The organism is Jiangella ureilytica, from assembly GCF_004348545.1.
GTDB classification, from domain to species: domain Bacteria; phylum Actinomycetota; class Actinomycetes; order Jiangellales; family Jiangellaceae; genus Jiangella; species Jiangella ureilytica.
The window spans coordinates 106123-129947 of sequence record NZ_SMKL01000008.1; the positions used below are offsets into that span (position 1 = coordinate 106123).

Consider the following 23825-nt stretch of genomic DNA (forward strand, 5'->3'; position numbering starts at 1 on the left):
CACCCGCCGTGTACCCCACCCGGCTGACCATGAGGCCGTCGGACCGGGCAAGCACCTGAACAGCCGCCCGTTCCCGCATCTCGCACCGACGACTCGGGGAGCCTGCGGCCCCGGCTCGTCGCCGGTCCGGCCCGATCCCTCCTAGAGTGAGCGTGACACACCAGCCCGCACACCCCGCGGGCCCTGACGTGAAGGGGTCACCACCATGACCAAGGCGTCGCCTTTGGTGTTCGGTCGACACACCGGACACGAGCAGGTCGTCTTCTGCCACGATGCCGGCAGCGGCCTGAAGGCCATCATCGCTCTGCACTCCACCGCGCTGGGACCCGGCCTCGGCGGAACGCGCTTCTACCCCTATGAGTCCGAGGACGCCGCGCTCGAGGACGTGCTCCACCTGTCCCGCGGCATGACCTACAAGAACGCCCTCGCCGGCCTCGACCACGGCGGCGGCAAGGCCGTCATCATCGGCGATCCCGACCTCGACAAGACCGAGACGCTGCTGCGCGCCTACGGCCGGTTCGTCGCCTCGCTCGGCGGACGCTACATCACCGCGTGCGACGTCGGCACCTACGTCGCCGACATGGACATGGTGGCCCGCGAGAGCCGCTGGGTCACCGGCCGCTCGCCGGCCGAGGGCGGCGCCGGCGACTCCAGCGTGCTCACCGCGTTCGGCGTCTTCCAGGGCATGCGCGCCGTCGCCGAACGGATCTGGGGCGGCACCAGCCTGTCGGGACGGCGGGTCGGCATCGCCGGCGTCGGCAAGGTCGGCTCGAAGCTCACCGGCCTGCTGCTCGACGAGGGCGCGTCGGTCGTCGTCACCGATGTCTCCGAGCACGCGGTCGAGCACCTGCGCGCCACCTACCCGCAGATCGGCGTCGTCGACGGCGCCGGCGAGCTGCTCCGCGCGGGCATCGACGTGTACGCGCCGTGTGCCCTGGGCGGAGCGCTCGACGACGACACCGTCACACTGCTCACCGAGGGCCGGGTGTCCGCCGTCTGCGGCGGGGCGAACAACCAGCTCGCGCACACCGGCATCGAGAAGAGCCTCGACGACGCCGGCGTCCTCTACGCCCCCGATTACGTCGTGAACTCCGGCGGCGTCATCCAGGTGGCCGATGAGCTGCACGGATTCTCCTTCGACCGGGCCAAGGCGAAGGCCACGAAGATCTACGACACCACGCGCGAGATCTTCCAGCTGGCCGCCGACGACGGTGTCCCGCCCGCGGTGGCCGCCGATCGGCTCGCCGAGCGCCGCATCGCCGCCGTCAGCCGGTTGCGAGACATCTACCTCGGACGATGACGCGTCACAGGGTCCGAGTTGGACCGGATGAGGCGGAACAGCCTCGGACCCTGTACCGTTATCCCTACGAGTAGATGTCATTCGAACGGAAACGAGGGCGTCCAGTGAACTGGTCGCCCCGGTTTGTGCGAGGGGGTCGACCCTATGGGGCGCGGCCGGGCCAAGGCCAAGCAGACAAAGGTCGCCCGTCGGTTGAAGTACCAGCAGCTGGACACCGACTTCGGCGCTTTGCAGCGTGAGTTGGGCACCGACGGCAATGGCAGCAGTGACACGGACCTCGACGAGGAGAGCAACCAGGAGTACGACGAGTACTCCCGCTACCTCGCCGACGATGACGACGACGAATCCCGTCGTCACGCGGGTTGACCCGGTCCTCTAGCGTGACAGCATCGTCTGGACGGTCTGTTGGCTTCGGATGTCCGGGGCCAACAGTCCGCCCGAGCCGATCACGGGCACACCCTCAGTCGCGATGGGCACCGTGCAGGGTTGCGGTCCCGTCGCCGGCCAGCACCTCGCCGGCGATCCATGCCGGCACACCACGGTCCGACAGCACGCGCACGGCCTGGTCGGCCGCGTCCGCGGCCACCACGGCCACCATGCCGACCCCCATGTTGAGGGTCTTCTCCAGCTCCGGCCCGGCCACCCCGCCCAGCTCGCCGACCAACCCGAACACCGGCTGCGGCGTCCAGGTGGATCGATCGAGCCGCGCCGTCACCGTCGGCGGCAGCACCCGGGCCAGGTTGGCCGCCAGCCCGCCACCGGTCACGTGCGACATCGCATGCACCTCGACGGCGGCCGCCAGCGCCAGGCAGTCGCGGGCGTAGATGCGGGTCGGCTCGAGCAGCTCCTCGCCCAGTGTGCGGCCGAGCTCCGGCACGTCGCGGTCCAGCGCCCAGCCGGCCAGCTCGAGGAAGACGTGGCGCACCAGCGAGTAGCCGTTGGAATGCAGCCCCGACGACGCCATGGCGACGACGGCGTCACCGGGCCGGACGCGGTCCGGCCCGAGCAGCGCGTCGGCCTCGACGACGCCCGTGACGGCGCCGGCGACGTCGTACTCATCGGGACCGAGCAGGCCCGGGTGCTCGGCGGTCTCGCCGCCGCTGAGGGCGCAACCGGCCGTCACGCACGCCTGGGCGATGCCCTTGACGACGGCGGCCGTGCGCTCCGGGACCACCCGCCCGCACGCGATGTAGTCGGTCATGAACAGCGGCTCGGCGCCGCACACGACGATGTCGTCGACGACCATGCCGACGAGGTCGAAGCCGATGGTGTCGTGGACGTCCATGCGCTGCGCCACCGCGACCTTGGTGCCGACACCGTCGGTGCTGGTGGCCAGCAGCGGGCGCCGGTACGCCTTGAGCGCGCTGGCGTCGAACAGCCCGGCGAAGCCGCCGAGGCCGCCGATGACCTCGGGGCGGCGGGTCTTGGCGACCCACTCCTTCATCAGCTCGACGGCGCGGTCACCGGCCTCGATGTCGACCCCGGCACTGGCATACGTGGCACCCGCGGGCGCGTTCTCGCTGCTCGACACGAGTAGAAGGGTATCCGGTAGGCTCCCGTGCAGCGTCCGGACCGGTCAGGGTCCGGCCCGGCAGGAGAGGAGGTCGCGATGTACCGCCAGGTCCCCCGCGCCGCCCTCCGCCACGGAGACGGCGGCTGACTCTCGAGGAGAGAGCCGTGCAGTCGAGCATCACCCGTCCCACCACGCCCGAGCAGGCGCTCGCCCTGTTGCGCGGCGCCCGGTCCGAGCTGGGCACCCCCATCTCCGACCTCGTCGTCACCGACGACCACCTGACCACCGCCTTCGCCAGTCGCAACCGCCGGCCCGAGTGGACCTGGGTCGCCGAGCGTGACGGCGCCACCGTCGGCCGGGTCGCCGGCTGGGGTGCACCCGCCAACGACCAGCCGTGGATCCTCGACTTCTTCGACCTCGGCGCCGAGCCGGACCGGCTCGAGATCATGGCCGCGCTGCTGCGCCGAGCCGCCGCCGACCTGCACGCCGGCGGCCTCGAGCAGGTCGAGCTGAACCTGTTCCCGCCGGCCTGCTGGCGCGACGACCCGCCGCCGGCGCTGGAGGACCTGCTGGCGGGCGCGAAGGCGGCCGGCTTCGAGATCCTGGTGACCCGGCGCCGGTTCCGCTGGACACCTGCCGCCGGCCTGCCGTTGCTGAGCGACGACGGCGGCAGCCTGCGGTTCGAGCCGGTCACCGGACCGGACGACCCGGTTCTGGCCGACGCGTATCGGCGCACGTTCGAGGGCAGCCTCGACGCCCACACCCGGCGGTCGCTGCGCACGCGCGATGCGGCCGGCCTCGCCGCCGAGGAGCTCGCCGACATGGTGAACTACGCCGGACCCGTCGACGGCTGGCGGGTCGCCTACGACGCCTCGGGCGCGCTGGTCGGGCTCGTCACCGGCAATCCCGGCACCAAGGTGTTCACCGGCTACGTCGGCGTCGTGCCGGAGCAGCGCGGCCAGGGGTACGCCCGCGAACTGCTGGCGTGGATGACGCGCTGGCAGGCCGAGCAGGGGGCGGAGAAGGTCGTCGGCGAGACCGACGACGAGAACGTCCCCATGGCGAAGGCGTTCGAGGCCGCCGGGTTCGTCCAGGAGAGCGCCCGCATCGACCTCGTCGCCTGAGCAGGCACGGCACCGGTAGCGGTTGCCGGCACGGACCCTGCCGGCAACCCCTGCCGCATGACGGCTACCGCCCGTGCCCCACGTCCAGCCGGACTGATCCTGGCCGGTCGGCTAAGCACGAGACCCCGGCGGCGAGGCTCTGTGCCTCGCCACCGGGGTCTCCGGTCGCCTCGGGTCAGCTCGAGGTCAGGAGCTGCCCTCGTTGCCGTAGACCGTCACGTGGACGTGGTCGTAGTGGTTCGCGGTGTCGTCGCCGCGGTCCTCCATCCAGCGCCAGCCGTCAGAGGCTCGCTCGACCGTCCAGATGCGCTGCTCCCAGATGACCTCGCTGACGCCCAGCTCGCGGTAGTTGTCGCGAACGTACGCGGCGATCTGGTCGCCGACCGAGCCGCGGATCATGATGTCGAGCGCCCGGCCGCTGCCGTGCTCGCCGCCGTCGCCGGGCCGGAGGCCGCCGTACGAGGTCACCTGCGGGAAGGCCGCGCAGACCGCGCGGTGCACCCGGATGGCGTCCTGGGTGAGACCGTCCTCGACGCTGGACCCGGACTCGCACTCGGCGGCCGAGATGCCACCGGACGGCTGCTCTTCGGGCTTCTCCTCCGACAGGTACTCGGTGGCGACCCAGTACGGCTCGCCGTCGAGGAGGATCTGCGACCAGGTGCCCTCGGTGGCGCCGGTGATGTCGACCTCGGTACCGGTGCCGAGCACCGTCACGACCTCGGCGTTGAGGTCAGGGCTGGTGCGCACGTTCAGGCCCGACGTCACGAACAGCTGCCCCGCCACCGTCGGCTCCGGGGTGGGTGTCGGTGTGGTCGTCTCGCTCGGGCCCGCGTTCGGGGTCACCGGCGGCAGCGGCGGACGCTCCTCGCCGCGGCTGGCGTCCTGCTCGCGCTCCGGGATGCCCAGAGTGGTCGTCGTGCTGGCGGCGACCTCGGACCCGCCGTCGGGCCACAGCGTGACACCGGCGACGACGGCGCCGGCCAGCGCCACCGGCGCGGCCAGCAGGGCGACGCGGCGACGGCCCATAGCGGTCAGGCGGGTCAGCGAGAGCACTCGGGTGCGTCGATGACGAGACCGTCCATGACGGGACCGCGGCACTACGTTCCTCCCCTACTCAGCTCGATACCGTTTCGTAACCGAGGAGCAGGCAACCACATTTCGGGCGTTTTGTCACAACCCGACCTCATGGCCGCCGTAGCGCATCGGCGGCTCCACCCGCGCTGAGCAGGGTGTTCAGGCCGTCGGACGGATCTCCGAGTGACGAGGCTCGCTCGAGGCCGTCGCGGTCGGGCGTCTCGCAGCCGGGGATGGTCTCTTGCTCGAGGACGTCCTTGCCCGCCCGGGCCGGCGGCTCGATGGGGTAGACGCCGTCGAAGCAGGCCCGGCAGAGGTCGTTCTTCGGCACCGTCGACGACTCGATCAGCGCGTCGAGGGACACGTAGCCGAGGGAGTCGGCGCCGATGGAGCGGCAGATCTCGTCGGTGGACAGGCCCGTCGCGATGAGCTCCGCACGCGAGGCGAAGTCGATGCCGTAGAAGCACGGCCAGCTGACCGGCGGGCTGGAGATGCGCACGTGCACCGCGGCGGCGCCGGCCTCGCGCAGCATGCGCACCAGCGCCCGCTGGGTGTTGCCGCGCACGATGGAGTCGTCGACCACGACCAGCCGCTTCCCGGCCACGATCTCGCGCAGCGGGTTCAGCTTCAGCCGGATGCCCAGCTGGCGCAACGTCTGCGACGGCTGGATGAACGTGCGGCCGACGTAGGCGTTCTTGACCAGGCCGATGCCGTAGGGGATGCCGGACTCCTCGGCATAGCCGACGGCCGCTGGGGTGCCGGACTCGGGCACCGGGATGACGAGGTCGGCGTCGACGGGGTGCTCGCGGGCGAGACGGCGGCCCACCTCGACGCGGGTCGCGTGCACCGAGCGGCCGGAGATATGGGTGTCGGGCCGGGCGAGGTAGACGAACTCGAACAGGCAGCCCTTGGGCTCGGGCGTCGCGAAATGGTGCGAGCGCAGGCCGTCGGCGTCGATGACCACCAGCTCGCCGGGCTCGACCTCGCGGATGAACGACGCGCCGACGATGTCGAGCGCCGCCGTCTCGCTGGCCACGACCCAGCCGCGCTCGAGCCGGCCCAGGACGAGCGGGCGGACTCCCTGCGGGTCGCGGGCGGCGTAGAGCGTGGACTCGTCGGAGAAGACCAGCGAGAACGCGCCGCGCGCCTGCGCCAGCACCTCGATGGCGCTCTCTTCGAGCGTGCGGTCGGCGTAGGAGCCCATCAGCGCCGTCATGAGCGCGGTGTCGGTGGTGTTGCCGTAGCGCAGCTCACCGCTGGCCGCGCCGGCCCGCGCGGTCACGAGGTCGAAGAGCTCGGCGGTGTTGGTGAGGTTGCCGTTGTGGGCGAGGGCGACGGTGCCGGCCGGTGTCGCGCCGAGCGTGGGCTGCGCGTTCTGCCAGTGGCTGCCGCCGGTGGTGGAGTAGCGGGTGTGCCCGACGGCGACGTGGCCGACCAGGGTGTTCAGCGTCGACTCGTCGAAGACCTGGCTGACCAGGCCCATGTCCTTGTAGACGAGGATCTGCCGGCCGTTGCCGACGGCGATGCCCGCGGACTCCTGACCCCGGTGCTGCAGCGCGTACAGCCCGAAGTAGGTGAGCTTCGCGACCTCTTCGTCCGGCGCCCACACTCCGAAGATTCCGCAAGCGTCCTGCGGTCCCTTCTCTTGTGGGTTGATGTCGTGCGTGAGTCGTCCATCTCCCCGGGCCACGGCACCCAGTGTACGGAGCGGCCCGCGGATTGCGAGCGGACCGGCGCGGCTGGGAAGAACACCGGGGCGCCTGGTGGTTGCCTTAGACCATGAGCCCTACGACGGTACTCATCACCGGCGCGACCGATGGCCTGGGCCGATGGCTGGCGCTGCGGCTGGCGACGTCGGGCGTGGGCGTCGTGCTGCACGGCCGCAACCCGGCGCGTCTGGACGAAACCGCCCGCGAGATCCGCGCCGAGGGCGGCCGAGAGCCGCTCGGCGTCGTGCGTGCCGACCTCGCCGACCTCGGCCAGGTCGACCGGCTGGCCGACGAGGTGCTGGCCCGCTTCCCCGGACTCGACGTCCTGGTCAACAACGCCGCCGTCGGTTTCGGCGAGCCCGGCGCCGGCCGCGAGCTCAGCGCCGACGGCATCGAGCTGCGGTTCGCGGTCAACTACCTGGCCGGCTACCACCTGACCCGCCGGCTGCTGCCGGCGCTGCAGAAGGCCGCGCCCGCGCGCATCGTCAACGTCACGTCCGTCGGCCAGGCACCGATCGACTTCGCCGACCCCATGCTCGACCACGGCTACGACGGCTACCGCGCCTATCGGCAGAGCAAGCTCGCGCAGATCATGTTCACCATCGACGTCGCCGAGGAGCTGCGCGGCACCGGCGTCACGGCGAACGCCCTGCACCCGGCCACGCTGATGGCGACGTCGATGGTCCGCGAGGCGGAGCTGACCCCGTTGAGCACCCTGCACGACGGCGGCGAGGCCACCCTGCGGCTCATCGCCGACCCCGCGCTGGCCGAGGTGAGCGGCGTCTACTTCGACCAGACCATGGAGGCGACGCCCAAGCCGCAGGCGCTGGACCCGGCAGCGCGGCGGCAGCTGCGCGAGCTGTCCGACGCGCTGGTCGAGCGGGCCCTGGCGGCCCGGCGCTGACGGGTTTCCGGCGGTGGCCCGGCGGTGTCAGCCGGCGGCGCCGTTGTGAGCGATCACTTCGGCGACCATCCGCTCGACGGCGGGGGTGACGGCGCCGTTGCCCGTCAGCAGGGCCGGCTGGTCGCCGACGTAGCGCTCGGACAGCAGGCCGCGCGTCTCCAGCCGTTCGACCAGCGCCGACTTGACCGCGGCGCGGTCGAGCCGGCTCGGGACGGGGAACGCGAGCACGTCGAGGGGATCCCGCGCGATGTCGGGGTAGCGGGCCTTCATCCGGCCGACCTCCGGGTCGGTGTCGTGCAGGTGCAGCCAGATGCGCACCACCGCTGGCACCGCGGTGCTGCCGACGTAGACGACCGGGCGGTCGGCGCCGGGCCGCAGCCACACGTAGACCCACTCGCTGACGCCCACCAGGTCGCCGTCGCGCACCTGCAGCAGAATGGCCTCGTTCTCCATGGCCGCAGTCTCTCAGCGGAGACCCGTCCTGGCGACGGAATCGACGTTCTCGATGGCCGGCGGGAGGCCGGGCGAGTATCACCCGGCCGCCCGCCACGGCCTCACTCGTCCTCGTCGCCATCGACCGACGGACCGCGCGGCGGGATGTCGTCGGCCCGGCTCGGGTCGACGTCGGAGAGCGTGCCGTCGGCCGCCGCCTGGGCCACGGCCATCATCGCCAGGTAGGCCTGGCGGATCAGGTAGCCGGCGCTCTTCTGCCCGATGCCGCCACGCAGTTCGACCAGCAGGCTGGCGCTGCCCTGCAGGCCGAACGAGTTGCGCGCGATGCCCGGGAGGACGTCGCCGGGGTAGAGGCTGACCTCGCCGTGCCCGTACGCGGAGATCGCGTCGTAGACCGTGACCGCCACCTGCTTGGACGCGTCGACGACACCCGGAGCCACGTCGGGGTTGGTGGGCCACAGGATCGACGTCGTGATCAGGCTGCCGTCCTCGGCCACGTAGGAGCCCTGGTGGTGGTAGTCGACGGTGATGTCGGGCTGCCACTCCCGCACCAGAGCCTGGATGGCCGCCGCCTCGGGCACCGGGTTGTCGGCAGGGTCGATCGCGGGGTCGTGGTAGCGGTTGATGTCGTAGCCGACGCCGGGCCGGCAGAACGCACCGGAGCAGTCCGGGTCGACGTTCTGCCGCTGGTACCGCTCGGTGCCGTCGGGGTTCGCCCGGACGACGACGCCGAGCGTGATCTCGCTCAGCAGGTCGCGGACCCACGAGGCCTGGGAGGAGCCCAGCCGCTGCAGCAGCTGCAGCGCCGCCTCGGTTCCCAGCGGCTCGTTGCCGTGCTGCTGGGTGATGTAGAGCAGCTTGGTCGCTCCGGTGCCCACCTGCGCGTACCAGATGTCGCGGCCCTCGTTGGTGGTGCCGATGCTGCTGACGTCGACCCTGCCCTGGCTGCGCTGTTCCAGCCGGTGCAGGGCGTCGGTCAGTTCGGCGTAGGTGTGCAGTCGTTCGAGGGAGACGTGCTGGGAATCCTCGACCCACGGCCCGTTGGGGACGGTCGCGGGCTCGGCGACAGCCGGTGCGGCCGAGAGCGTCAGAGCCAGGGTGGCTCCGAGACCGAGGGCGAGGCCGGCGTACGGCCGGCGACGGGAACGCAGCATGGCAGCTCCTGGGGGTGGCGCCGTCCCGCTGCGGAGGACGATGGCACGGCGGACGAACAGGACACTCCTGCTCTTACCGGTCGGACTGACCCCGCGTCAAGATCCGCCGCCTGTCTCGTCACGTGCCAGGTCGACCAGCTTGCGGACGGTGGCGAGGTTGCGCGCCGTTCCCACGGGTGTCTTGGGTCTGCTCAGCGCCTCGGCCAGCTTGCTGCGGCCGATGCCGTCGGGACAGTGCAGGTACACCGTCGTGCCGTCGACCCGGAACTCGTCGGCGCCGGACTCGACCTTCTCGGCCGCCGCGAAGCTGTCCGCGGCCGGCGCCTCGCGCAGGAAGCTGAGCAGCAGCCGCGGCGGCTCGGCGGCGGGGAACGGGTTGGCGTCGACGGCGGCGGCCAGCTCGTCGCGCGTGCGCACGATGACGGCGACGTCCATGCCCAGCTGGGACTGGACGGCCCGCTCGATCGCGGTCTCGAGCTCGGCCCGGCCGGCCTTCGGCGTGCCGCTGGTGAAGATGACGTTGCCGCTGTTGATGTACGTGCGGACGTCGGTGTGGCCGAGACCCTCGACCAGCGCCCGCAGGTCGGCCATGGCGATCTTCTTCTTGCCACCGACGTTGATGCCGCGGAGGAAGGCTATGTGGCGAGCCATGCTGCCCGTCTCGTGGCGCCGTCCGCTTTCAGCGCGGCAGCCGCGACAGCCGGTCGAGCAGCAGCGCCTCGGCCAGCACGCCCTTGCCGAACATGGCGAGGTCGAGGCTCTCGTTCAGGCCGTGCGGACCGCTGCGCGGGTCGCCCATGCCCGTGACGAGCACGGTGGCGTCCGGGAAGGTCTGCTCGAACTCGGCGATGAACGGGATGGAGCCGCCCATGCCCGACCGCACCGACGCCACGCCGAAGGCCTCGGTCAGCGACTCCTCGGCCACCTGGACGACGGGCCCGGAGGTGGGCAGCGCGCAGCCGCCGCCGACCATGCCCTCGGTGATCTCGACCTGCACGCCGAACTCCGCGTGCTCGCGCAGGTGCGCCTCGAGTGCGTCGAGCGCCGCGCGCGCGTCCTGCTCGGGCGCGATGCGGACGCTGACCTTGGCCCGCGCCTCGTGCACCAGGATGTTGGCGGCGTCGGCCACCGTCGGCGCGTCGATGGCGAGCACGGACGCCGTCGGGCGGGTCCACAGCCGCTCGGGGAGCGAGCCGCTGCCGACCAGCTCGACGCCGTCGAGCACACCGGCCTCGGCGCGGTAGCGCTCCTCGGGGTAGTCGACGTCGGGGGCGTCGGTGGTGAGCAGGCCCGCGATGGCGACGTCGCCCTTGTCGTCGTGCAGGGTGGCCATGAGGCGGCACAGCGACGTCAGTGCGTCGACGACCGGGCCGCCGAAGACGCCCGAGTGCACCGCCTTCTCGAGCACCCGCAGCGTGACGACGCAGTCGACGCCGCCGCGCAGGCTGGTGGTGAGCGCCGGGACCTCGGCCGTCCAGTTGGCGGAGTCGGCCACGACGATGACGTCGGCGGCGAGCCGCTCGCGGTGGGCCTCGAGGAACGGCGTGAACGTGGGCGAGCCGATCTCCTCCTCGCCCTCGACGAATAGCACGACGCCGACCGGCGGACGGCCGCCGAACGCGCGCAGCGCGGCGATGTGCGTGGCGACGCCGGCCTTGTCGTCGGAGACGCCGCGGCCGAAGAGCCGGCCGTCGTGCTCGACCGGCTCGAACGGGTCGCTGGTCCAGCCGTCGCGCGGCCCCGTCGGCTGCACGTCGTGGTGGGCGTAGAGCAGGACGGTGGGCGCCCCCTCCGGTGCCGGCCAGCTGGCGATGACCGCCGGGCGGCCGCCCTCGGCGCTGACGACGTCGGCCTGCGCCGCGCCGGCACCGCGGGCCAGCTCGGCCACGGCCTCGGCGCTGGCGAGGACGTCGCCGGCCCGGGCCGGGTCGGCGCTGATGCTCGGGATGCGCACCAGCCGCTCGAGGTCGGCGCGGACGGACGGGAGGACGGCCTCGACGGCGGCGCGAATGTCGGTCATGGCCGACACTCTAGAACCCCTCGCCGACAACGATGAGAGCCGTCACCCCGCGGGGGGTGACGGCTCCCTGTGGTGCGCTGGACGTGCGTTACAGCTGGGCGCGCAGCGCCTCTGCCGCGTTCAGCAGCGCCCCGCGGGCGTCGGCGTCGGACACCCGCTCGGCGACCGCGACGAACCGGTCCAGCGACGTGCCGGCCGGGCCGGTCAGGCCGCTGTCGGCCAGCCGCTCGGCGGTCGACAGGTGCGCGAGCAGCTGGGCCGCCTGCGACCGGTTGACGGTGCCGTCCTCGGCGTAGTCCTCCACGACCGAGCGGACGCCGTCGTACGTGACCGGCGTCTGGAGGCCGACCAGGATCGGGTCGTGGTCGCTGGCGCGGTAGACCGTGCCCGGCTGGAACAGCTCGCTGGCGAAGTAGTTGATGCGCGAGTACTCGAACAGCACCGACTCCACCGAGTTGATGTTCCAGACGTCGACGCCGGTGACCAGGCCCTGCTCGACGATCGACGGGCTGGCCAGGACGTGGTCGAGCGAGCCGACCTTGCCGTCGAATACGTAGGTGTGCTCGCCGGCGTACTCGTTGTTCAGGTCGGTGTAGCCGGCGTCGTACAGCGCCTGCATCGGGTTCTCGCCGCTGTAGGAATTGAAGTCGCCGAGCAGGAACGCGTCCTCGGTGCCGGTGGCCGCGGCCCGCTCGTCGGCGAACTCGGCCAGCGCGTTCGCCTGATGGGTGCGGTCGCCGTCGAAGCATCCCTCCGGCAGGTCGCCGCATTCGCCGCCCTTGGACTTGAAGTGGTTGACGATCGCGTTGAACTCCCAGCCGGTGGTCAGCGTCCGGAACTCCTGCGCCAGCGGCTCGCGGGCGTTGTGGAAGGCCGGGTGGTCGATGAGGATGACCGACTCGCCCACCGGCTCGACGGCCGCCGTCTTGTAGATGAACGCGCTGCGGATGACGTCCTCCTCGGACGGCAGCAGCGCCGGCGACGGCACGTATGCCCAGGTGCCCGCGCCGGCCTCGGCGTTGAGCGCGTCGACCAGGGTGGCCAGCGCCTCGTCGCGGTTCTTGCCGAACGCGGCGGAGTTCTCGATCTCCTGCAGCGAGACGACGTCGGCGCCGAGGCCGGTGATGGCCGCGACGATCTTCGCCTCCTGCCGCTCGAAGTTCTCGGTGTCCCACGCGCCGCGGGCGTCGCAGCCGTCGGCGACGGTGATCGGGTTGCCGTCGCGGTCGGTGTACGGCTCGCAGCCGGGCACGTCGACGCCCAGCGTGGTGAAGTAGTTGAGCACGTTGAACGCCGAGATCTTCAGGTCGCCGCCCACCTCTTCCGGCGCGGCGTTGGCCTCGCGGGTGTTGCCGGTGCCGAAGCTCACCACGTCCGGCGCCGGGCCGGTGACCGGCTCGGTCGGCTGGAGGTTCCATTGGAACCGGTAGTCGAAGATCATGTCGCTCTGGAACGTGACGCCGGCGCCCGTGCGGGCGGGGTCGTCGTTCGTCAGGTACGGCACCAGGCTGCTGGTCGCCGTCCGGTTCGACTGGCCGTCGTCGAGCGTGACGGCGCGGGCGGCGTTCGCGGCGACGGCGGCGGCGTACTCGGGCGATCCGGGCGCGGCGACCTCGGTCTCCTGCACCAGCGGGCCGCCGAAGCCCAGGCCGATCGAGCCGAACGCGGTGCTGCCGAAGCCGCCCAGCGCGTAGGTGTCGGAGACGACGAAGCCCTCGACCGGCCGGACCAGCATGCCCTCGTAGACCTCGCGGCCGGCGCTGGTGGCGGGCAGCGTGAAGGTCACCGGCTTGACGGCCTCGGCCGGCTCGGTGAGCTGCTCGAGCCCGTCGGCGCCGACGGTGATCTCGGTGAGCCCGAAGTACTCGCTGACCTCGCCGGTGACGCGGACGTGGTCGCCGATCTCGACGTCGTCGGCCGTCGACGGCGAGAAGACGAACACCGCGTCGGACGCCGTCCGGGACGCGGCGCCGCCGCTGCCGGGGGTCTGGACGTAGTAGCCGCCGAAGCCGCCGGTCGGGTAGGCCGCCGTGACGACGCCGCTGGTGACGACGGTGGTGCCGGCCAGTGGGGAGTCCGCACCCGTGCCCTGGATCTCGGGGATCGTGGCCGGCTCCGGCTCCGGGTCGGGATCGGGGTCGCCGCCACCGTTGACGGCGCCGAACGTGCTGGTGAGCGGGCCCGTCCAGGCGCCCTGGACCTTCTGCAGCGACTCGCCGACCGGCGTGGAACTCGCCTGCGAGACGCCGATGTCGACGGCGGCCATGCCGTTCGCGGGGCCACCGGAGGCGGTCATCCCGCCCTCGTAGGAGAGGAACTCCGCGACGGTGGTGTCGGGGCGGACCAGCGCGACACCGTCGGGCGAGCCGTTCTGCAGGCCGTCGGTCGGGTAGGTCGCGACCACGACGCCCGCGGCGGGGACGGTGCCGGACAGCGTCCGCGTGTTGTAGACGGCGTTGCCGTTGCCGTTGTAGAGGACGATCTGCCAGCCGGTGAGGTCGGTACCCGGGTCGGCCTGGATCTCGATCGCCTCGCCGGTGTCGGTGCCGGCGTTGTCGTAGTGGATCTCGCTGATGAAGGGGTCGCCTTCTGCGGCGCCGGCGGAGAGCGCGGGCACGGCAGCCAGGCTCGCTCCGGCCAGTCCGGCGGCGGCCACGGCCGCGAGCCATCGCAGGGGACGTCTGGTCGAGTGCATCGGTCGTACCTTTCGGGTCAGGGGTGGGACCTCGGGGGCGTGTCCGCCCAGAGACGTGGCGCCCCGCCGGGTCGGCGAGGCGCCACGTCGTCACGCGCGATGTACGGCCGGCGCGCGATCAGGTCGCCGCGCCGCCGGCACCGCCGTCGGCCGCGTTGCCCTTGCGACGCGAGACGGCGAACAGCGCGCCGCCGATCGCGAGCACCGCGACGCCGCCGATGACCCACCACAGGACGCCGGACGAACCGGTGTCGGGCAGCTCGTCGCCGTCGTTGCCGGTGTCGTCGCCACCGTCCTCGGCGCCGTCGTCGGTCCCGTTGTCGTCGCCGGGACCCTCGCCGAAGTCGACCGTCACGGGCAGGGTGACCGTGGTGCCCGTGTCGAGCTCGACCACCAGAGTGGTCTCCTCGGCTGCCCGGAGGCCGTCCGCCGTCGTGGCCTCGGGTACCGTCACCCGGACCTGCGCCCGACCGCCCTCGTCCGTGGTGTCGACGACGGTGCTGTCGACAGCCACTGTGCCGACCTCGACGCCGCCGAGGCTCACGTCGGCGATGGTGTCGGACGGCTCGATGGAGCTGAAGGCAAGCGAGGACAGGTCGACGGCGATCTCGTCGCCAGGGCTGTACACGGCATCGGGGTCGGAGACCCAGGTGACGCCGACCGACCGCTGCACGTAGTCGGGCGTCGCGGGCGAGTTCTCGGCCAGGTAGGAGACCATGGCCTGCAGGTCGACCTGGCCGGTGTCGGTCGGGTTGCTGCCCTCGGCCAGGGTGAAGAAGTTGTCGCCACCGGAGGCCAGGAACGAGTTGACCACGACGCGGTACTCGCCGGCCGGGTCGACCGGCGTGCCGTTCAGGTTCATCGTCGAGATGCGCTCACCCGCCGCCGCAGCCGGGTCGTAGGTGTAGGTCAGGCCGACCGAAACGCCCAGCTTGAGGAACGGACGGGACGCGCCCTCGGGCTGCCACTGCTCTTCGAGCACCTGCGCGATCTGCGCACCGGTCAGAGTCGTCGTCACCAGCGTGTTGGCGAACGGCTGGACCACCGCCGCCTCACGGTACGTGACATTGCCGTCGGGATCGTCGTCGCCACTGCTCGAGTACTTCAGGTCGGCGCGCAGGCCACCCGGGTTCATGAACGCGATCTGCGCGGCGGGGTCGGTCACCTGCGCGGCCGCCAGTTGGACGTCGGCGACGAAGTTGCCCAACGGCGACTCGCCGCCGCGGTTCTCGGTCAGGTTGTCGGACTGCTGTGCGCGGTTGAAGTCGGCGGTGATCTCGCCCAGCGAGTCCGCGCCGAGGTCGTCGGCGACCGCCACCGCATCAGTGACGATCTGCTCGACCTCCGAGTCCGCCGGGTAGAGCTGCTGCCAGTCCTCGCCGACCTCCTCGGTCAGCGGGAAGGCGTCGGCGGAGACGTCGATGATCCCGCCCTCGGCGTCCAGCTGGACGGTCAGCTTGGACATCGCCTGGCCGTACTGGCCGCCCTGCACGACGGGCAGCGGACGCTCCCGGCCGTCGAGCTGCAGCTCGTGGGCGTAGAGCTGGTGCGTGTGCGCGGAGACGACCGCGTCGACGTTGGCGTTGACGCCGTTGATGATCTCGCCGAAGTCGCCGCTCGTGGCGGCCTCGACAGAGTCGTCGGTAGCGCCCTCGTGCACCAGCAGCACGACGACGTCGGCCTCGCCGTTGGCGTCCTCGCCGTCGGAGAGCTGGTCGGCGACGGTGTTCACCGACTCGGCGATGTCGCGGAACTCGAGGCCCTCGATGCCGGACGGGCTGACGAGCGACGGCATCTGCTCGGTGACCGCGCCGACGAAGCCGACCTGGACACCGTCGACCTCGATGACCTCGTAGGCGTCAAGAAGGGGCTCGTCGGCACCCTCCTCGAACACGTTCGCCCCGAGCCACGGGAAGTCCGAGGCCGGGATCACCCGGTCGCGCAGGTCGTCCCAGCCTTGGTCGAACTCGTGGTTGCCGACAGCGGACACGTCGAGCTGTGCCGCGTTCAGGAAGTCGAGGGTCGGCTGGTCCTGCTGGATGAACGACTCGAACGTCGAAGCGCCGATGTTGTCGCCGGCAGAGACGAACAGCGAGTTCGGGTTCTCGGACCGGAACTGCTCGATGGCGCCGGCCACGTGCGCCGCGCCGGCCTCAGGCGCGAACGGCGGCCCGGCCACGATGCGGCCGTGGAAATCGTTGATCGCGTAGATGTCGATGGTGGTGGCAGGCACCTCGGGGCCTGCCACGGCCGGGACGGAGGCGACCCCCGCACCGGCGAGCCCCAGGGCGGCCGCAGCGCCCAGGGCTCGATTGAAACGCCTGGTCAGGCGCATATTCATACCCCCTGCTTGGCAGATAGACGGCGGTGACGCTACCTCCGTCCGGTGAACGGGCGGCATACGCCACCGCACAGGCTGGTCGCGACGCAGCCCGGCGTCAACAGGTCTCCGGGCCGAGATGCATTCGTGACACACCGTCAGTGCCGTCCGTTATGGTCAGGGGTGTGACCCGGATCCGTCCCCCACGGCCGATGTCCGCGATCCTGCCGCGCGCGTTGGCCGCCCTGGCCACCGTCGCAGTGCTGTCCGCATGCTCGTCCGCGGGCGAGGAGCCGGCCGGTCTCGACGACACCCCCACGGCCGCGCCCAGCCAGGAGCTCACCGCGGCACCCACCGCCGGCACCGACGCCGAGGCGGCGATCCTCGACGCCTACCAGCGCTACTGGGACGCCCGCATCGCGTCGGTCAACGGCCCCGACTCCAGCCCCGACGCGTTCGCGGGCGTCACCATGGAGTCCACCATCGCGCTGCACCTGCAGACGGCCCGCACCTATGAGGACGAGGGCATCCGGTACACCGGCGAGCCGCGCGTGTACGACACCACGGTTTCGATCGACGGCGATCGGGGCACCGTCACGTCGTGCGTCGACGACACCGAGTGGGTGGCCACGCAGGACGGCGAGCCGCTTCCGGCCAATCCCGACAAGCCCACCGTGTATCCCGTCGCGTTCCAGGTCCTGCTGCTCAACGACGCCTGGCTCATCGGCGACCCCATCGACGTGGAAGGCGACATCTCGTGCTGACGCGCCGGCTCACGGGCCTCCTCCTGGCGGCCGTCACCCTGGTGGGGACCACCGTGATCACCCTCGTGCAGGTGTCCCCCGCGGCGGCCGAGGACTGCTGGCAGCAGGTCGAGACCAGCCCCGGTGTCTACGAGTACGTCAACACCTGCGCCGGCGACGACGGCGAGGGCGAGGGTGACGACGGCGGCGACGGCGGCGACGACGGCGGCGGCAGCACCGAGCCCGAGTGCTACCTCGGCCGCGAGGACATCTTCGACTACGACTGGTCCTACTGCGAGGGCGAGCTGAGCTGCTACGTCTACAGCCCGCCGCCCACGGCGCCGACCCCCGAGGACTGGCCCGAGAAGCCGGCCGGCACGCCCGACGGCGCCGTCTACGCGGTCCTCACGTGCTTCACCCAGCCGCCCGAGGAAGACGTCGTCATCTACGAGAACCTGTGGCTCGAGCCACCCGAGGACGTCATCAACTGGGAGCAGGAGGCCGTCCAGGCCTTCGGCCAGTTGGTCGCGCCCGACTTCGACCTCGCCTTCAACCCGCCGGCGAAGAGTTACGTCACGCTCGACACCTGGTACTGGGCCGAGGGCGCCACCGACGGCGAGATCGAGGGCACCTCGGCGGCCGGCCTGGTGGCCACCGCGACGCCCGAGCGGCTCGAGGTCCAGCCCGGCGACGGCTCCGGAACACTGAACTGCCCGTTCTCGGTCACCCAGAGCGACGCCTGCAGCTACGTCTACGAGAAGGCGTCGGTGAACGGCACCGCGACGGTCGACGGCGAGCCCGCATACGCCGGGCAGGCGCGGCTGGTCTACACGGTCCGGTTCGAGTTCAACGGCGAGATCATGGAGATCGCTGGCGCGCCGACGGTCTTCGAGACGCCGTGGGAGGGCACGCCCATCCCGGTCGCCGAGATCCAGGCCATCGTCCAGGACGAGTGACGCCGACGGCCCCGGCCGCCGGTCACGTCGACGACGAGTCGCGGACGATCAGCTCGGGCTGGAACACGACCTGCCGGTGCCGGTGCTGCTCCTCCATGGTCTCCGCGAGCAGCAGCTCCGCCGCCGTGCGGCCGAGTTGCTGCCGCGGCTGGCGCACCGACGTCAACGGCACCGCCGCGGCCGCCGCGAAGTCGATGTCGTCGTAGCCGACGATGGCGACGTCGGCCGGCACCCGGATGCCGGCGTGCGTGAGCGCCTGCAGCACACCCAGCGCCAGCAGGTCGTTCGCGCAGAAGACGGCCGACGGCAGGCCGCCACCGTCAGCACTCGAACGGCCGGCCGATGCCGCGATGCGGTCGCCCGCCGCCCGCCCGGCGGCCACGTTGAGCGCCGTCGTCGTCAGGACGTCCATGGTGACGGCGCCGTTCGCCGCCGCCACGACCGACGACGCGCCCTCGCGGCGCTCCTGCACCTGTCGCAGCGTCAGCGGCCCGCCGACGAACAGGATCGTGCGGTGGCCGGCCTCGACGAGGTGCTGGGCCGCCAGCCGCCCGCCCAGCACGTCGTCGACGGCCACGGAGCACTCGATGTCGGGGTCGCCGAGCCGGTCGAACAGCACGACGGGGGTGCCGCGGCCGCGCAGGGCGGCGATGCGCCCGTCAGTGTCGATCGGGTTGATCAGCACGCCCTGCACCCGCATCTCGGCGAGCAGGTCGAGGTGCGAGGCCTCTTTGCGCGGGTCCTCGTCGGTGTTGCAGAGGATGACGGCGAGGCCGTGCTGGTTGGCGGTGTCCTCGACGCCGCGGGCGACATCGGTGAAGAACGGGTTGGCGACGTCGAGCACGACGAGGCCGAGGGTGCGGCTGCGCCCGACGCGCAGCTGCCGCGCCGAGTCGTTGCGGACGAAGCCCAGTTCCTCGATGGCGGCGTAGACGCGGTCGCGGGTCGGCTCGGCGACGAGCTCGGGGCGGTTGAGAACGTTCGACACCGTCCCCACCGAGACGCCGGCCCGCAGCGCCACCTCGCGGATGTTCGGGGCTCCTGCCATCGCCGCAGCTTACCGGGAGGCCGCGGGTGTGAACGGTGTCGGCGGCGGTTGACGCGCCGCGGCCCGGCGGCGTAGCTTGACCGCGAGGCTGAATCGGTTCAACGCGGACCGCGACGCGGCAGGCTGGAGGCAGGCATGAGGACACACGACGAGGTGAAGACGGCGGTCCGCGCGCTGGGAGTCGAGACGGCGTCCTGGGCGTTCGCCAACTCCGGCACACGGTTCAAGGTGTTCGGCCAGCCGGGCGTGCCGCGCGACCCGTTCGAGAAGATCTCCGACGCCGCCCAGGTGCACCGCTACACCGGGTCGGCGCCGCGCGTCTCGCTGCACATCCCGTGGGACCTCGTCGACGACTTCACCGCCCTCGCCGACCACGCGCGCGAGCAGGGTGTGCAGATCGGCGCCATCAACAGCAACGTCTTCCAGGACGACGACTACAAGTTCGGCTCGCTGGCGAACCCCGACCCCGCCGTCCGGGCGAAGGCCGTCGACCACCACTTGCAGTGCATCGACGTGCTGCGGGCCACGGGCTCGACGGACCTCAAGATCTGGCTCGCCGACGGCCTCAACTACCCCGGCCAGGACTCCTTGCGCGACCGCCAGGAGCGGCTGGCCGAGTCGCTCGCGACCATTTACGCCGCGCTCGACGACGACCACCGCCTGCTGCTCGAGTACAAGTTCTTCGAGCCGGCGTTCTACGCCACCGACATCCCCGACTGGGGCACGTCGCTGACGCACTGCCTGGCGCTCGGCGAGCGGGCGCAGGTCGTGCTCGACACCGGCCACCACGCGCCGGGCACGAACATCGAGTTCATCGTCATGATGCTGCTGCGCGCGGGCCGGCTGGGAGCGTTCGACTTCAACTCCCGGTTCTACGCCGACGACGACCTCATGGTCGGCGCCGCCGACCCGTTCCAACTCTTCCGCATCCTGCACGAGATCGTCAGCCAGGACGCGCACCGGCCGGAGTCGAGGGTCAACTTCATGCTCGACCAGTGCCACAACATCGAGCCGAAGATCCCGGCGGTCATCCGCTCGGTGCTCAACGTGCAGGAGGCGCTGGCCAAGGCGCTGCTGGTCGACACCGACGCGCTGACCAAGGCGCAGACCGACGGCGACGTGCTCGGCGCGAACGGCGCGCTGATGGACGCGTACAACACCGACGTCCGGCCGCTCCTCGCCGAGCTGCGCACCGAGCAGGGCCTCGACCCCGACCCGATCGCCGCCTACCAGCGCTCCGGATACTTCGAGACCATCAGCGCCGAGCGGGCCGACGGCGCCCAGGCCGGCTGGGGAGCCTGACGGTGCCGCGCTACTGCTTCGTCTCGCAGGTCCGCACCGACCGGCTCGAGGAGTACCGTCGCCGGCACGCGGCGGTCTGGCCGGAGATGCTGCGGGCGCTGCGCGACACCGGCTGGCGGAACTACTCGATCTTCCTCGGCGACGACGGCGTCCTGGTCGGCTACGTCGAGGCCGACGACCTCGCCGCGTCGCAGGCGGCCATGCAGGCCAACGACGTCAACCGCCGCTGGCAGGACGAGATGGCGCGGCTGTTCGCCGACGGCGGCAGGCCGGACGAGAACTGGCGGCTCATCGACGAAGTGTTCAACCTCGACGACCAACTGGCCACCGTCTCCCGCGACGCCTCCCGAGATGAGGAGCGATGACCCACCCCACCGTCACCGAGCTGATCGAGCGGAGCAACCGGCTCGGGTCGGACCCGCGGAACACGAACTACGCCGGCGGGAACACGTCGGCCAAGGGCCGCGCCGTCGACCCGGTCACCGGTGGCGAGGTGGAGCTGTTGTGGGTGAAGGGGTCCGGCGGCGACCTCGGCACGCTGACGGAGCCGGGGCTGGCGGTGTTGCGGCTGGACCGGATGCGCGCGCTGGCCGACGTGTACCCGGGGGTGGAGCGCGAGGACGAGATGGTGGCCGCGTTCGACTACTGCCTGCACGGAGCTGGGGCCCCGGCATCTCCTTCTATCGATACCGCGATGCACGGGCTGGTCGACGCGGCGCATGTGGATCATCTGCACCCGGACTCGGGGATCGCGCTGGCGACGGCGGCCGACGGTGAGGCGCTGACGAAGGAGTGCTTCGGCGAGAAGGTGGTGTGGGTGCCGTGGCGCCGGCCGGGGTTCCAGCTGGGCCTTGACATCGCCGCCGTCAAGGCGGCACACCCCGAAGCCGTCGGCTGCGTGCTGGGTGGGCACGGCATCACCGCGTGGGGCGCCACGTCGCAGGAGTGCGAACAGAACTCGCTGTGGATGATCCGCACGGCGGAGTCGTTCCTGGCCGAGCGTGGTGCGGCGGAGCCGTTCGGTGCGGTGGTCGACGGGTTCGGCCCGCTCCCCGCTGACGAGCGGCGCGCGCGGGCGGCCGCGCTGGCGCCGGTGATCCGTGGCCTGGTGTCGACGGACCGGCCGCAGGTGGGGCACTTCACCGACACCGACGTCGTGCTGGAGTTCCTGTCGCGAGAGAAGCTCGCCGCACTGGCCGAGCTGGGCACGTCCTGCCCCGACCACTTCCTGCGCACCAAGGTCCGGCCGCTGGTGCTGGACCGGCCCGCGACCGCGCCGCTGGAGGACGTGGTCGGGCGGTTGCGGGAGCTGCACGCCGGCTACCGCGAGGAGTACGCCGCCTACTACGCCCGGCATGCCACGGAGACCAGCCCGGCCATGCGCGGTGCCGACCCGGCGATCGTGCTCATTCCCGGGGTGGGGATGTTCTCCTTCGGCAAGGACAAGCAGACCGCCCGGGTGGCGGGCGAGTTCTACGTCAACGCGATCAACGTGATGCGCGGCGCCGAAGCCGTCTCCACCTACGCCCCGATTCCTGAGAGCGAGAAGTTCCGCATCGAGTACTGGGCGCTCGAGGAGGCCAAGCTCCAGCGCATGCCGAAGCCGAAGCCGCTCGCCACCCGGGTGGCGCTGGTCACCGGCGCGGGGTCGGGCATCGGCAAGGCCATCGCCGAGCGACTGGCCGCCGAGGGCGCCTGCGTCGTCGTCGCCGACCTCAACGCGGAGAACGCGGCCGCCGTCGCCGCCGGCATCGGCGGCACCGACGTCGCGGTGCCGGTCACCGTCGACGTCACGTCGGAGGAACAGATCGCCGCGGCGTTCGCCCAGGCGGTGCTGGCGTTCGGCGGTGTCGACCTGGTGGTCAACAACGCCGGGCTGTCCATCTCCAAGCCGCTGCTCGAGACCACCGCCGCCGACTGGGACCTGCAGCACGATGTGATGGCTCGTGGATCATTCTTAGTATCCCGCGAAGGCGCCCGGGTCATGGTCGAGCAGGGGCTGGGCGGCGACATCGTCTACATCGCCAGCAAGAACGGCGTGTTCGCCGGCCCGAACAACGTCGCCTACGGCGCCACCAAGGCCGACCAGGCGCACCAGGTGCGCCTTCTCGCGGCCGAGCTGGGCGAGCACGGCATCCGGGTCAACGGCATCAATCCCGACGGCGTGGTCCGCGGATCGGGCATCTTCGCCGCCGGCTGGGGCGCCCAGCGCGCCGCCGTCTACGGCGTGCCCGAGGACCAGCTCGGCGCCTTCTACGCCCAGCGCACCCTGCTCAAGCGCGAGGTCCTGCCCGAACACGTCGCCAACGCCGTCATCGCCCTCACCGGCGGTGAGCTCTCCCACACCACCGGCCTCCACATCCCCGTCGACGCCGGGGTGGCGGCGGCGTTCCTGCGCTAGCGAAGGACCGGACCGATGACCGAGGCAACGTCGTACCCGGAGACCGCCACCGGTCTGCCGCGCATCGTGCGCCGCCCCACGAAGGTCGGGCTGTCGGTCACCGACCTGCTCGAGGTCGAGTTCCACCAGGTCGGGCCATGACGTCGGCCACCGTCGCCGCCGCCGACCTGGGGGCGTCGAGCGGGCGGGTGATGCTGGCCCGGGTGGGGCCCGGGCGGCTCGACCTCACCGAGGTGCACCGTTTCGCCAACGTGCCGGTGCGGCTGCCCGGCGGGCTGCACTGGGACGTGCTGCGCCTCTACCGCGACGTCCTCGACGGGCTCAGGCGCGCCGGCCGGGCCTGCGCCGACGGTGAGACACCGGCCAGCGTCGGCATCGACTCGTGGGCCATCGACTACGGCCTGCTCGACGCCGACGGCGCCCTGCTGGGCAACCCGTTCCACTACCGCGACACCCGCACCGACGGGGTCGCGGCGACGGTGCACCAGCGGGTCGGCGAGCGCGACCTGTACGACGTCAACGGGCTGCAGGTCCTGCCGTTCACCACCCTCTACCAGCTCACCACCGAACCGCCCGCCCGGCTCGGGGCCGCCGCGCACGCGCTGCTGATCCCGGACCTGCTCACGTACTGGCTGACCGGCGACCGGGGCACCGAGGTCACCAACGCCTCCACCACCGGGCTGCTCGACGTGCGCACCGGCGACTGGGCGACGACGGTGTTCGCCCGGCTCGGGCTCCCGCCCGGCCTGTTCGGTCCGCTACGCCGCCCCGGCGACGTCGTCGGTCCGCTGCTCCCCGACGTGCGCGACGACACCGGGCTGACGGCCGGCACCGTCGTCACCGCCGTCGGATCGCACGACACCGCCTCCGCCGTCGTCGGCGTCCCCGCCGCCGACGAGAACTTCGCCTACATCTCCTGCGGCACCTGGTCACTCGTCGGCGTCGAACTCGACGCCCCGGTGCTCGCCGACGCCGGCCGCGCCGCCAACTTCACCAACGAGGGCGGCGTCGACGGCACCGTGCGCCACCTGCGCAACGTCATGGGACTGTGGCTGCTCAGCGAGTCCATCGCCACCTGGAACCGCCACGGCCCGCCCGCCGACCTGCCC

Annotated in this window: 21 protein-coding genes; 11 read left to right on the forward strand and 10 right to left on the reverse strand. The window is 71.9% G+C overall.

Annotated elements, in window-relative coordinates; translation table 11 throughout:
• Positions 1-205 precede the first annotated feature (205 nt).
• Both E1212_RS05485 and E1212_RS05490 read left to right on the forward strand, forming a co-directional pair.
• Positions 206-1300 carry a Glu/Leu/Phe/Val dehydrogenase dimerization domain-containing protein gene (locus tag E1212_RS05485; protein WP_131980133.1) on the forward strand — a complete coding sequence of 365 codons (1095 nt, stop codon included), beginning with the start codon at positions 206-208 and terminating at the stop codon, positions 1298-1300.
• A gap of 144 nt (positions 1301-1444) precedes the next feature.
• Positions 1445-1666 (forward strand): DUF3073 domain-containing protein, encoded by a 222-nt coding sequence (locus E1212_RS05490; protein ID WP_131980135.1) that lies wholly within the window; start codon positions 1445-1447, stop codon positions 1664-1666.
• Between the two features lie 94 nt (positions 1667-1760).
• On the opposite strand, the gene purM is transcribed toward E1212_RS05490, so the two are convergent.
• A complete protein-coding gene (gene purM, locus E1212_RS05495) occupies positions 1761-2831 on the reverse strand; it encodes a phosphoribosylformylglycinamidine cyclo-ligase (protein ID WP_131980137.1) in 1071 nt (356 codons plus the stop codon).
• A 146-nt stretch (positions 2832-2977) separates the two neighbouring features.
• Between purM and E1212_RS05500 the strand changes: the two genes are divergently transcribed.
• On the forward strand, positions 2978-3937 hold the full coding sequence (locus E1212_RS05500) for a GNAT family N-acetyltransferase (RefSeq protein ID WP_131980139.1): 960 nt from the start codon (positions 2978-2980) through the stop codon (positions 3935-3937).
• Positions 3938-4123: 186 nt separating this feature from the next.
• On the opposite strand, the gene E1212_RS05505 is transcribed toward E1212_RS05500, so the two are convergent.
• The gene (locus E1212_RS05505; RefSeq protein WP_131980141.1) at positions 4124-4963 is read right to left on the reverse strand and encodes an SH3 domain-containing protein; all 840 of its coding nucleotides are present in this window, start codon (positions 4961-4963) and stop codon (positions 4124-4126) included.
• A gap of 157 nt (positions 4964-5120) precedes the next feature.
• Positions 5121-6701, reverse strand: a complete 1581-nt coding sequence (gene purF, locus E1212_RS05510) for an amidophosphoribosyltransferase (protein ID WP_131980143.1) — start codon at positions 6699-6701, stop codon at positions 5121-5123.
• Between the two features lie 89 nt (positions 6702-6790).
• Between purF and E1212_RS05515 the strand changes: the two genes are divergently transcribed.
• A complete protein-coding gene (locus E1212_RS05515) occupies positions 6791-7624 on the forward strand; it encodes an SDR family NAD(P)-dependent oxidoreductase (protein ID WP_131980145.1) in 834 nt (277 codons plus the stop codon).
• Between the two features lie 27 nt (positions 7625-7651).
• Here the strand turns inward: E1212_RS05515 and E1212_RS05520 are convergent, their stop codons facing one another.
• The 6 genes from E1212_RS05520 to E1212_RS05545 all read right to left on the reverse strand — a co-directional run bounded on the left by E1212_RS05520 (position 7652) and on the right by E1212_RS05545 (position 16287).
• Entirely contained in the window at positions 7652-8077 is a 426-nt protein-coding gene (locus tag E1212_RS05520; protein ID WP_131980147.1) for a hypothetical protein, read from the reverse strand.
• Positions 8078-8178: 101 nt separating this feature from the next.
• Positions 8179-9231: a M14 family zinc carboxypeptidase gene (locus E1212_RS05525; RefSeq protein ID WP_131980149.1), complete on the reverse strand. Its 1053-nt coding sequence runs from the start codon at positions 9229-9231 to the stop codon at positions 8179-8181.
• Positions 9232-9327: 96 nt separating this feature from the next.
• The gene (locus E1212_RS05530) at positions 9328-9882 is read right to left on the reverse strand and encodes a DUF1697 domain-containing protein (protein ID WP_131980151.1); all 555 of its coding nucleotides are present in this window, start codon (positions 9880-9882) and stop codon (positions 9328-9330) included.
• Between the two features lie 28 nt (positions 9883-9910).
• On the reverse strand, positions 9911-11251 hold the full coding sequence (locus tag E1212_RS05535) for a dipeptidase (RefSeq protein ID WP_131980153.1): 1341 nt from the start codon (positions 11249-11251) through the stop codon (positions 9911-9913).
• A gap of 88 nt (positions 11252-11339) precedes the next feature.
• A complete protein-coding gene (locus tag E1212_RS05540) occupies positions 11340-13946 on the reverse strand; it encodes an ExeM/NucH family extracellular endonuclease (protein ID WP_131980155.1) in 2607 nt (868 codons plus the stop codon).
• Between the two features lie 118 nt (positions 13947-14064).
• On the reverse strand, positions 14065-16287 hold the full coding sequence (locus tag E1212_RS05545; protein WP_131980157.1) for a 5'-nucleotidase C-terminal domain-containing protein: 2223 nt from the start codon (positions 16285-16287) through the stop codon (positions 14065-14067).
• Between the two features lie 164 nt (positions 16288-16451).
• On the opposite strand from E1212_RS05545, the gene E1212_RS05550 reads away from it, so the two are divergent.
• Complete coding sequence (locus E1212_RS05550) at positions 16452-17030, forward strand: hypothetical protein (RefSeq protein WP_131980159.1); 579 nt, start codon at positions 16452-16454, stop codon at positions 17028-17030.
• Positions 17024-17965, forward strand: coding sequence for a hypothetical protein (locus tag E1212_RS05555; RefSeq protein WP_131980161.1), 942 nt, complete (start codon positions 17024-17026; stop codon positions 17963-17965). The genes E1212_RS05550 and E1212_RS05555 overlap by 7 nt, the downstream gene beginning before the upstream one ends.
• Before the next feature lie 22 nt (positions 17966-17987).
• Here the strand turns inward: E1212_RS05555 and E1212_RS05560 are convergent, their stop codons facing one another.
• Positions 17988-19013, reverse strand: a complete 1026-nt coding sequence (locus E1212_RS05560) for a LacI family DNA-binding transcriptional regulator (protein WP_131980163.1) — start codon at positions 19011-19013, stop codon at positions 17988-17990.
• Positions 19014-19148: 135 nt separating this feature from the next.
• On the opposite strand from E1212_RS05560, the gene rhaI reads away from it, so the two are divergent.
• From rhaI to E1212_RS05580, 5 genes are all read left to right on the forward strand, one after another.
• Positions 19149-20315 carry an L-rhamnose isomerase gene (rhaI, locus tag E1212_RS05565; RefSeq protein ID WP_131980165.1) on the forward strand — a complete coding sequence of 389 codons (1167 nt, stop codon included), beginning with the start codon at positions 19149-19151 and terminating at the stop codon, positions 20313-20315.
• Between the two features lie 2 nt (positions 20316-20317).
• The gene (locus tag E1212_RS05570; RefSeq protein ID WP_131980167.1) at positions 20318-20680 is read left to right on the forward strand and encodes an L-rhamnose mutarotase; all 363 of its coding nucleotides are present in this window, start codon (positions 20318-20320) and stop codon (positions 20678-20680) included.
• Positions 20677-22716: a bifunctional aldolase/short-chain dehydrogenase gene (locus tag E1212_RS05575; protein WP_131980168.1), complete on the forward strand. Its 2040-nt coding sequence runs from the start codon at positions 20677-20679 to the stop codon at positions 22714-22716. Before E1212_RS05570 ends, E1212_RS05575 begins: the two co-directional genes overlap by 4 nt.
• A gap of 15 nt (positions 22717-22731) precedes the next feature.
• Positions 22732-22857, forward strand: coding sequence for a hypothetical protein (locus tag E1212_RS30695; protein WP_275296151.1), 126 nt, complete (start codon positions 22732-22734; stop codon positions 22855-22857).
• A partial coding sequence (locus tag E1212_RS05580) for a rhamnulokinase (protein ID WP_238992252.1) occupies positions 22854-23825 on the forward strand: 972 nt, incomplete at its 3' end. The genes E1212_RS30695 and E1212_RS05580, both read left to right, overlap by 4 nt.

Excerpts from the sequence above, each read along its gene's own strand:
- E1212_RS05485 (WP_131980133.1), top strand. The coding sequence starts at position 206 with ATGACCAAGGCGTCGCCTTTGGTGTTCGGTCGACACACCGGACACGAG.
- E1212_RS05545 (WP_131980157.1), bottom strand. The coding sequence starts at position 16,287 with ATGAATATGCGCCTGACCAGGCGTTTCAATCGAGCCCTGGGCGCTGCG.
- E1212_RS05540 (WP_131980155.1), bottom strand. The coding sequence starts at position 13,946 with ATGCACTCGACCAGACGTCCCCTGCGATGGCTCGCGGCCGTGGCCGCC.
- E1212_RS05490 (WP_131980135.1), top strand. The coding sequence starts at position 1,445 with ATGGGGCGCGGCCGGGCCAAGGCCAAGCAGACAAAGGTCGCCCGTCGG.
- E1212_RS05535 (WP_131980153.1), bottom strand. The coding sequence starts at position 11,251 with ATGACCGACATTCGCGCCGCCGTCGAGGCCGTCCTCCCGTCCGTCCGC.
- E1212_RS05515 (WP_131980145.1), top strand. The coding sequence starts at position 6,791 with ATGAGCCCTACGACGGTACTCATCACCGGCGCGACCGATGGCCTGGGC.
- rhaI (WP_131980165.1), top strand. The coding sequence starts at position 19,149 with ATGAGGACACACGACGAGGTGAAGACGGCGGTCCGCGCGCTGGGAGTC.
- E1212_RS05505 (WP_131980141.1), bottom strand. The coding sequence starts at position 4,963 with ATGGGCCGTCGCCGCGTCGCCCTGCTGGCCGCGCCGGTGGCGCTGGCC.
- E1212_RS05530 (WP_131980151.1), bottom strand. The coding sequence starts at position 9,882 with ATGGCTCGCCACATAGCCTTCCTCCGCGGCATCAACGTCGGTGGCAAG.
- E1212_RS05520 (WP_131980147.1), bottom strand. The coding sequence starts at position 8,077 with ATGGAGAACGAGGCCATTCTGCTGCAGGTGCGCGACGGCGACCTGGTG.
- E1212_RS30695 (WP_275296151.1), top strand. The coding sequence starts at position 22,732 with ATGACCGAGGCAACGTCGTACCCGGAGACCGCCACCGGTCTGCCGCGC.
- E1212_RS05525 (WP_131980149.1), bottom strand. The coding sequence starts at position 9,231 with ATGCTGCGTTCCCGTCGCCGGCCGTACGCCGGCCTCGCCCTCGGTCTC.
- E1212_RS05560 (WP_131980163.1), bottom strand. The coding sequence starts at position 19,013 with ATGGCAGGAGCCCCGAACATCCGCGAGGTGGCGCTGCGGGCCGGCGTC.
- E1212_RS05575 (WP_131980168.1), top strand. The coding sequence starts at position 20,677 with ATGACCCACCCCACCGTCACCGAGCTGATCGAGCGGAGCAACCGGCTC.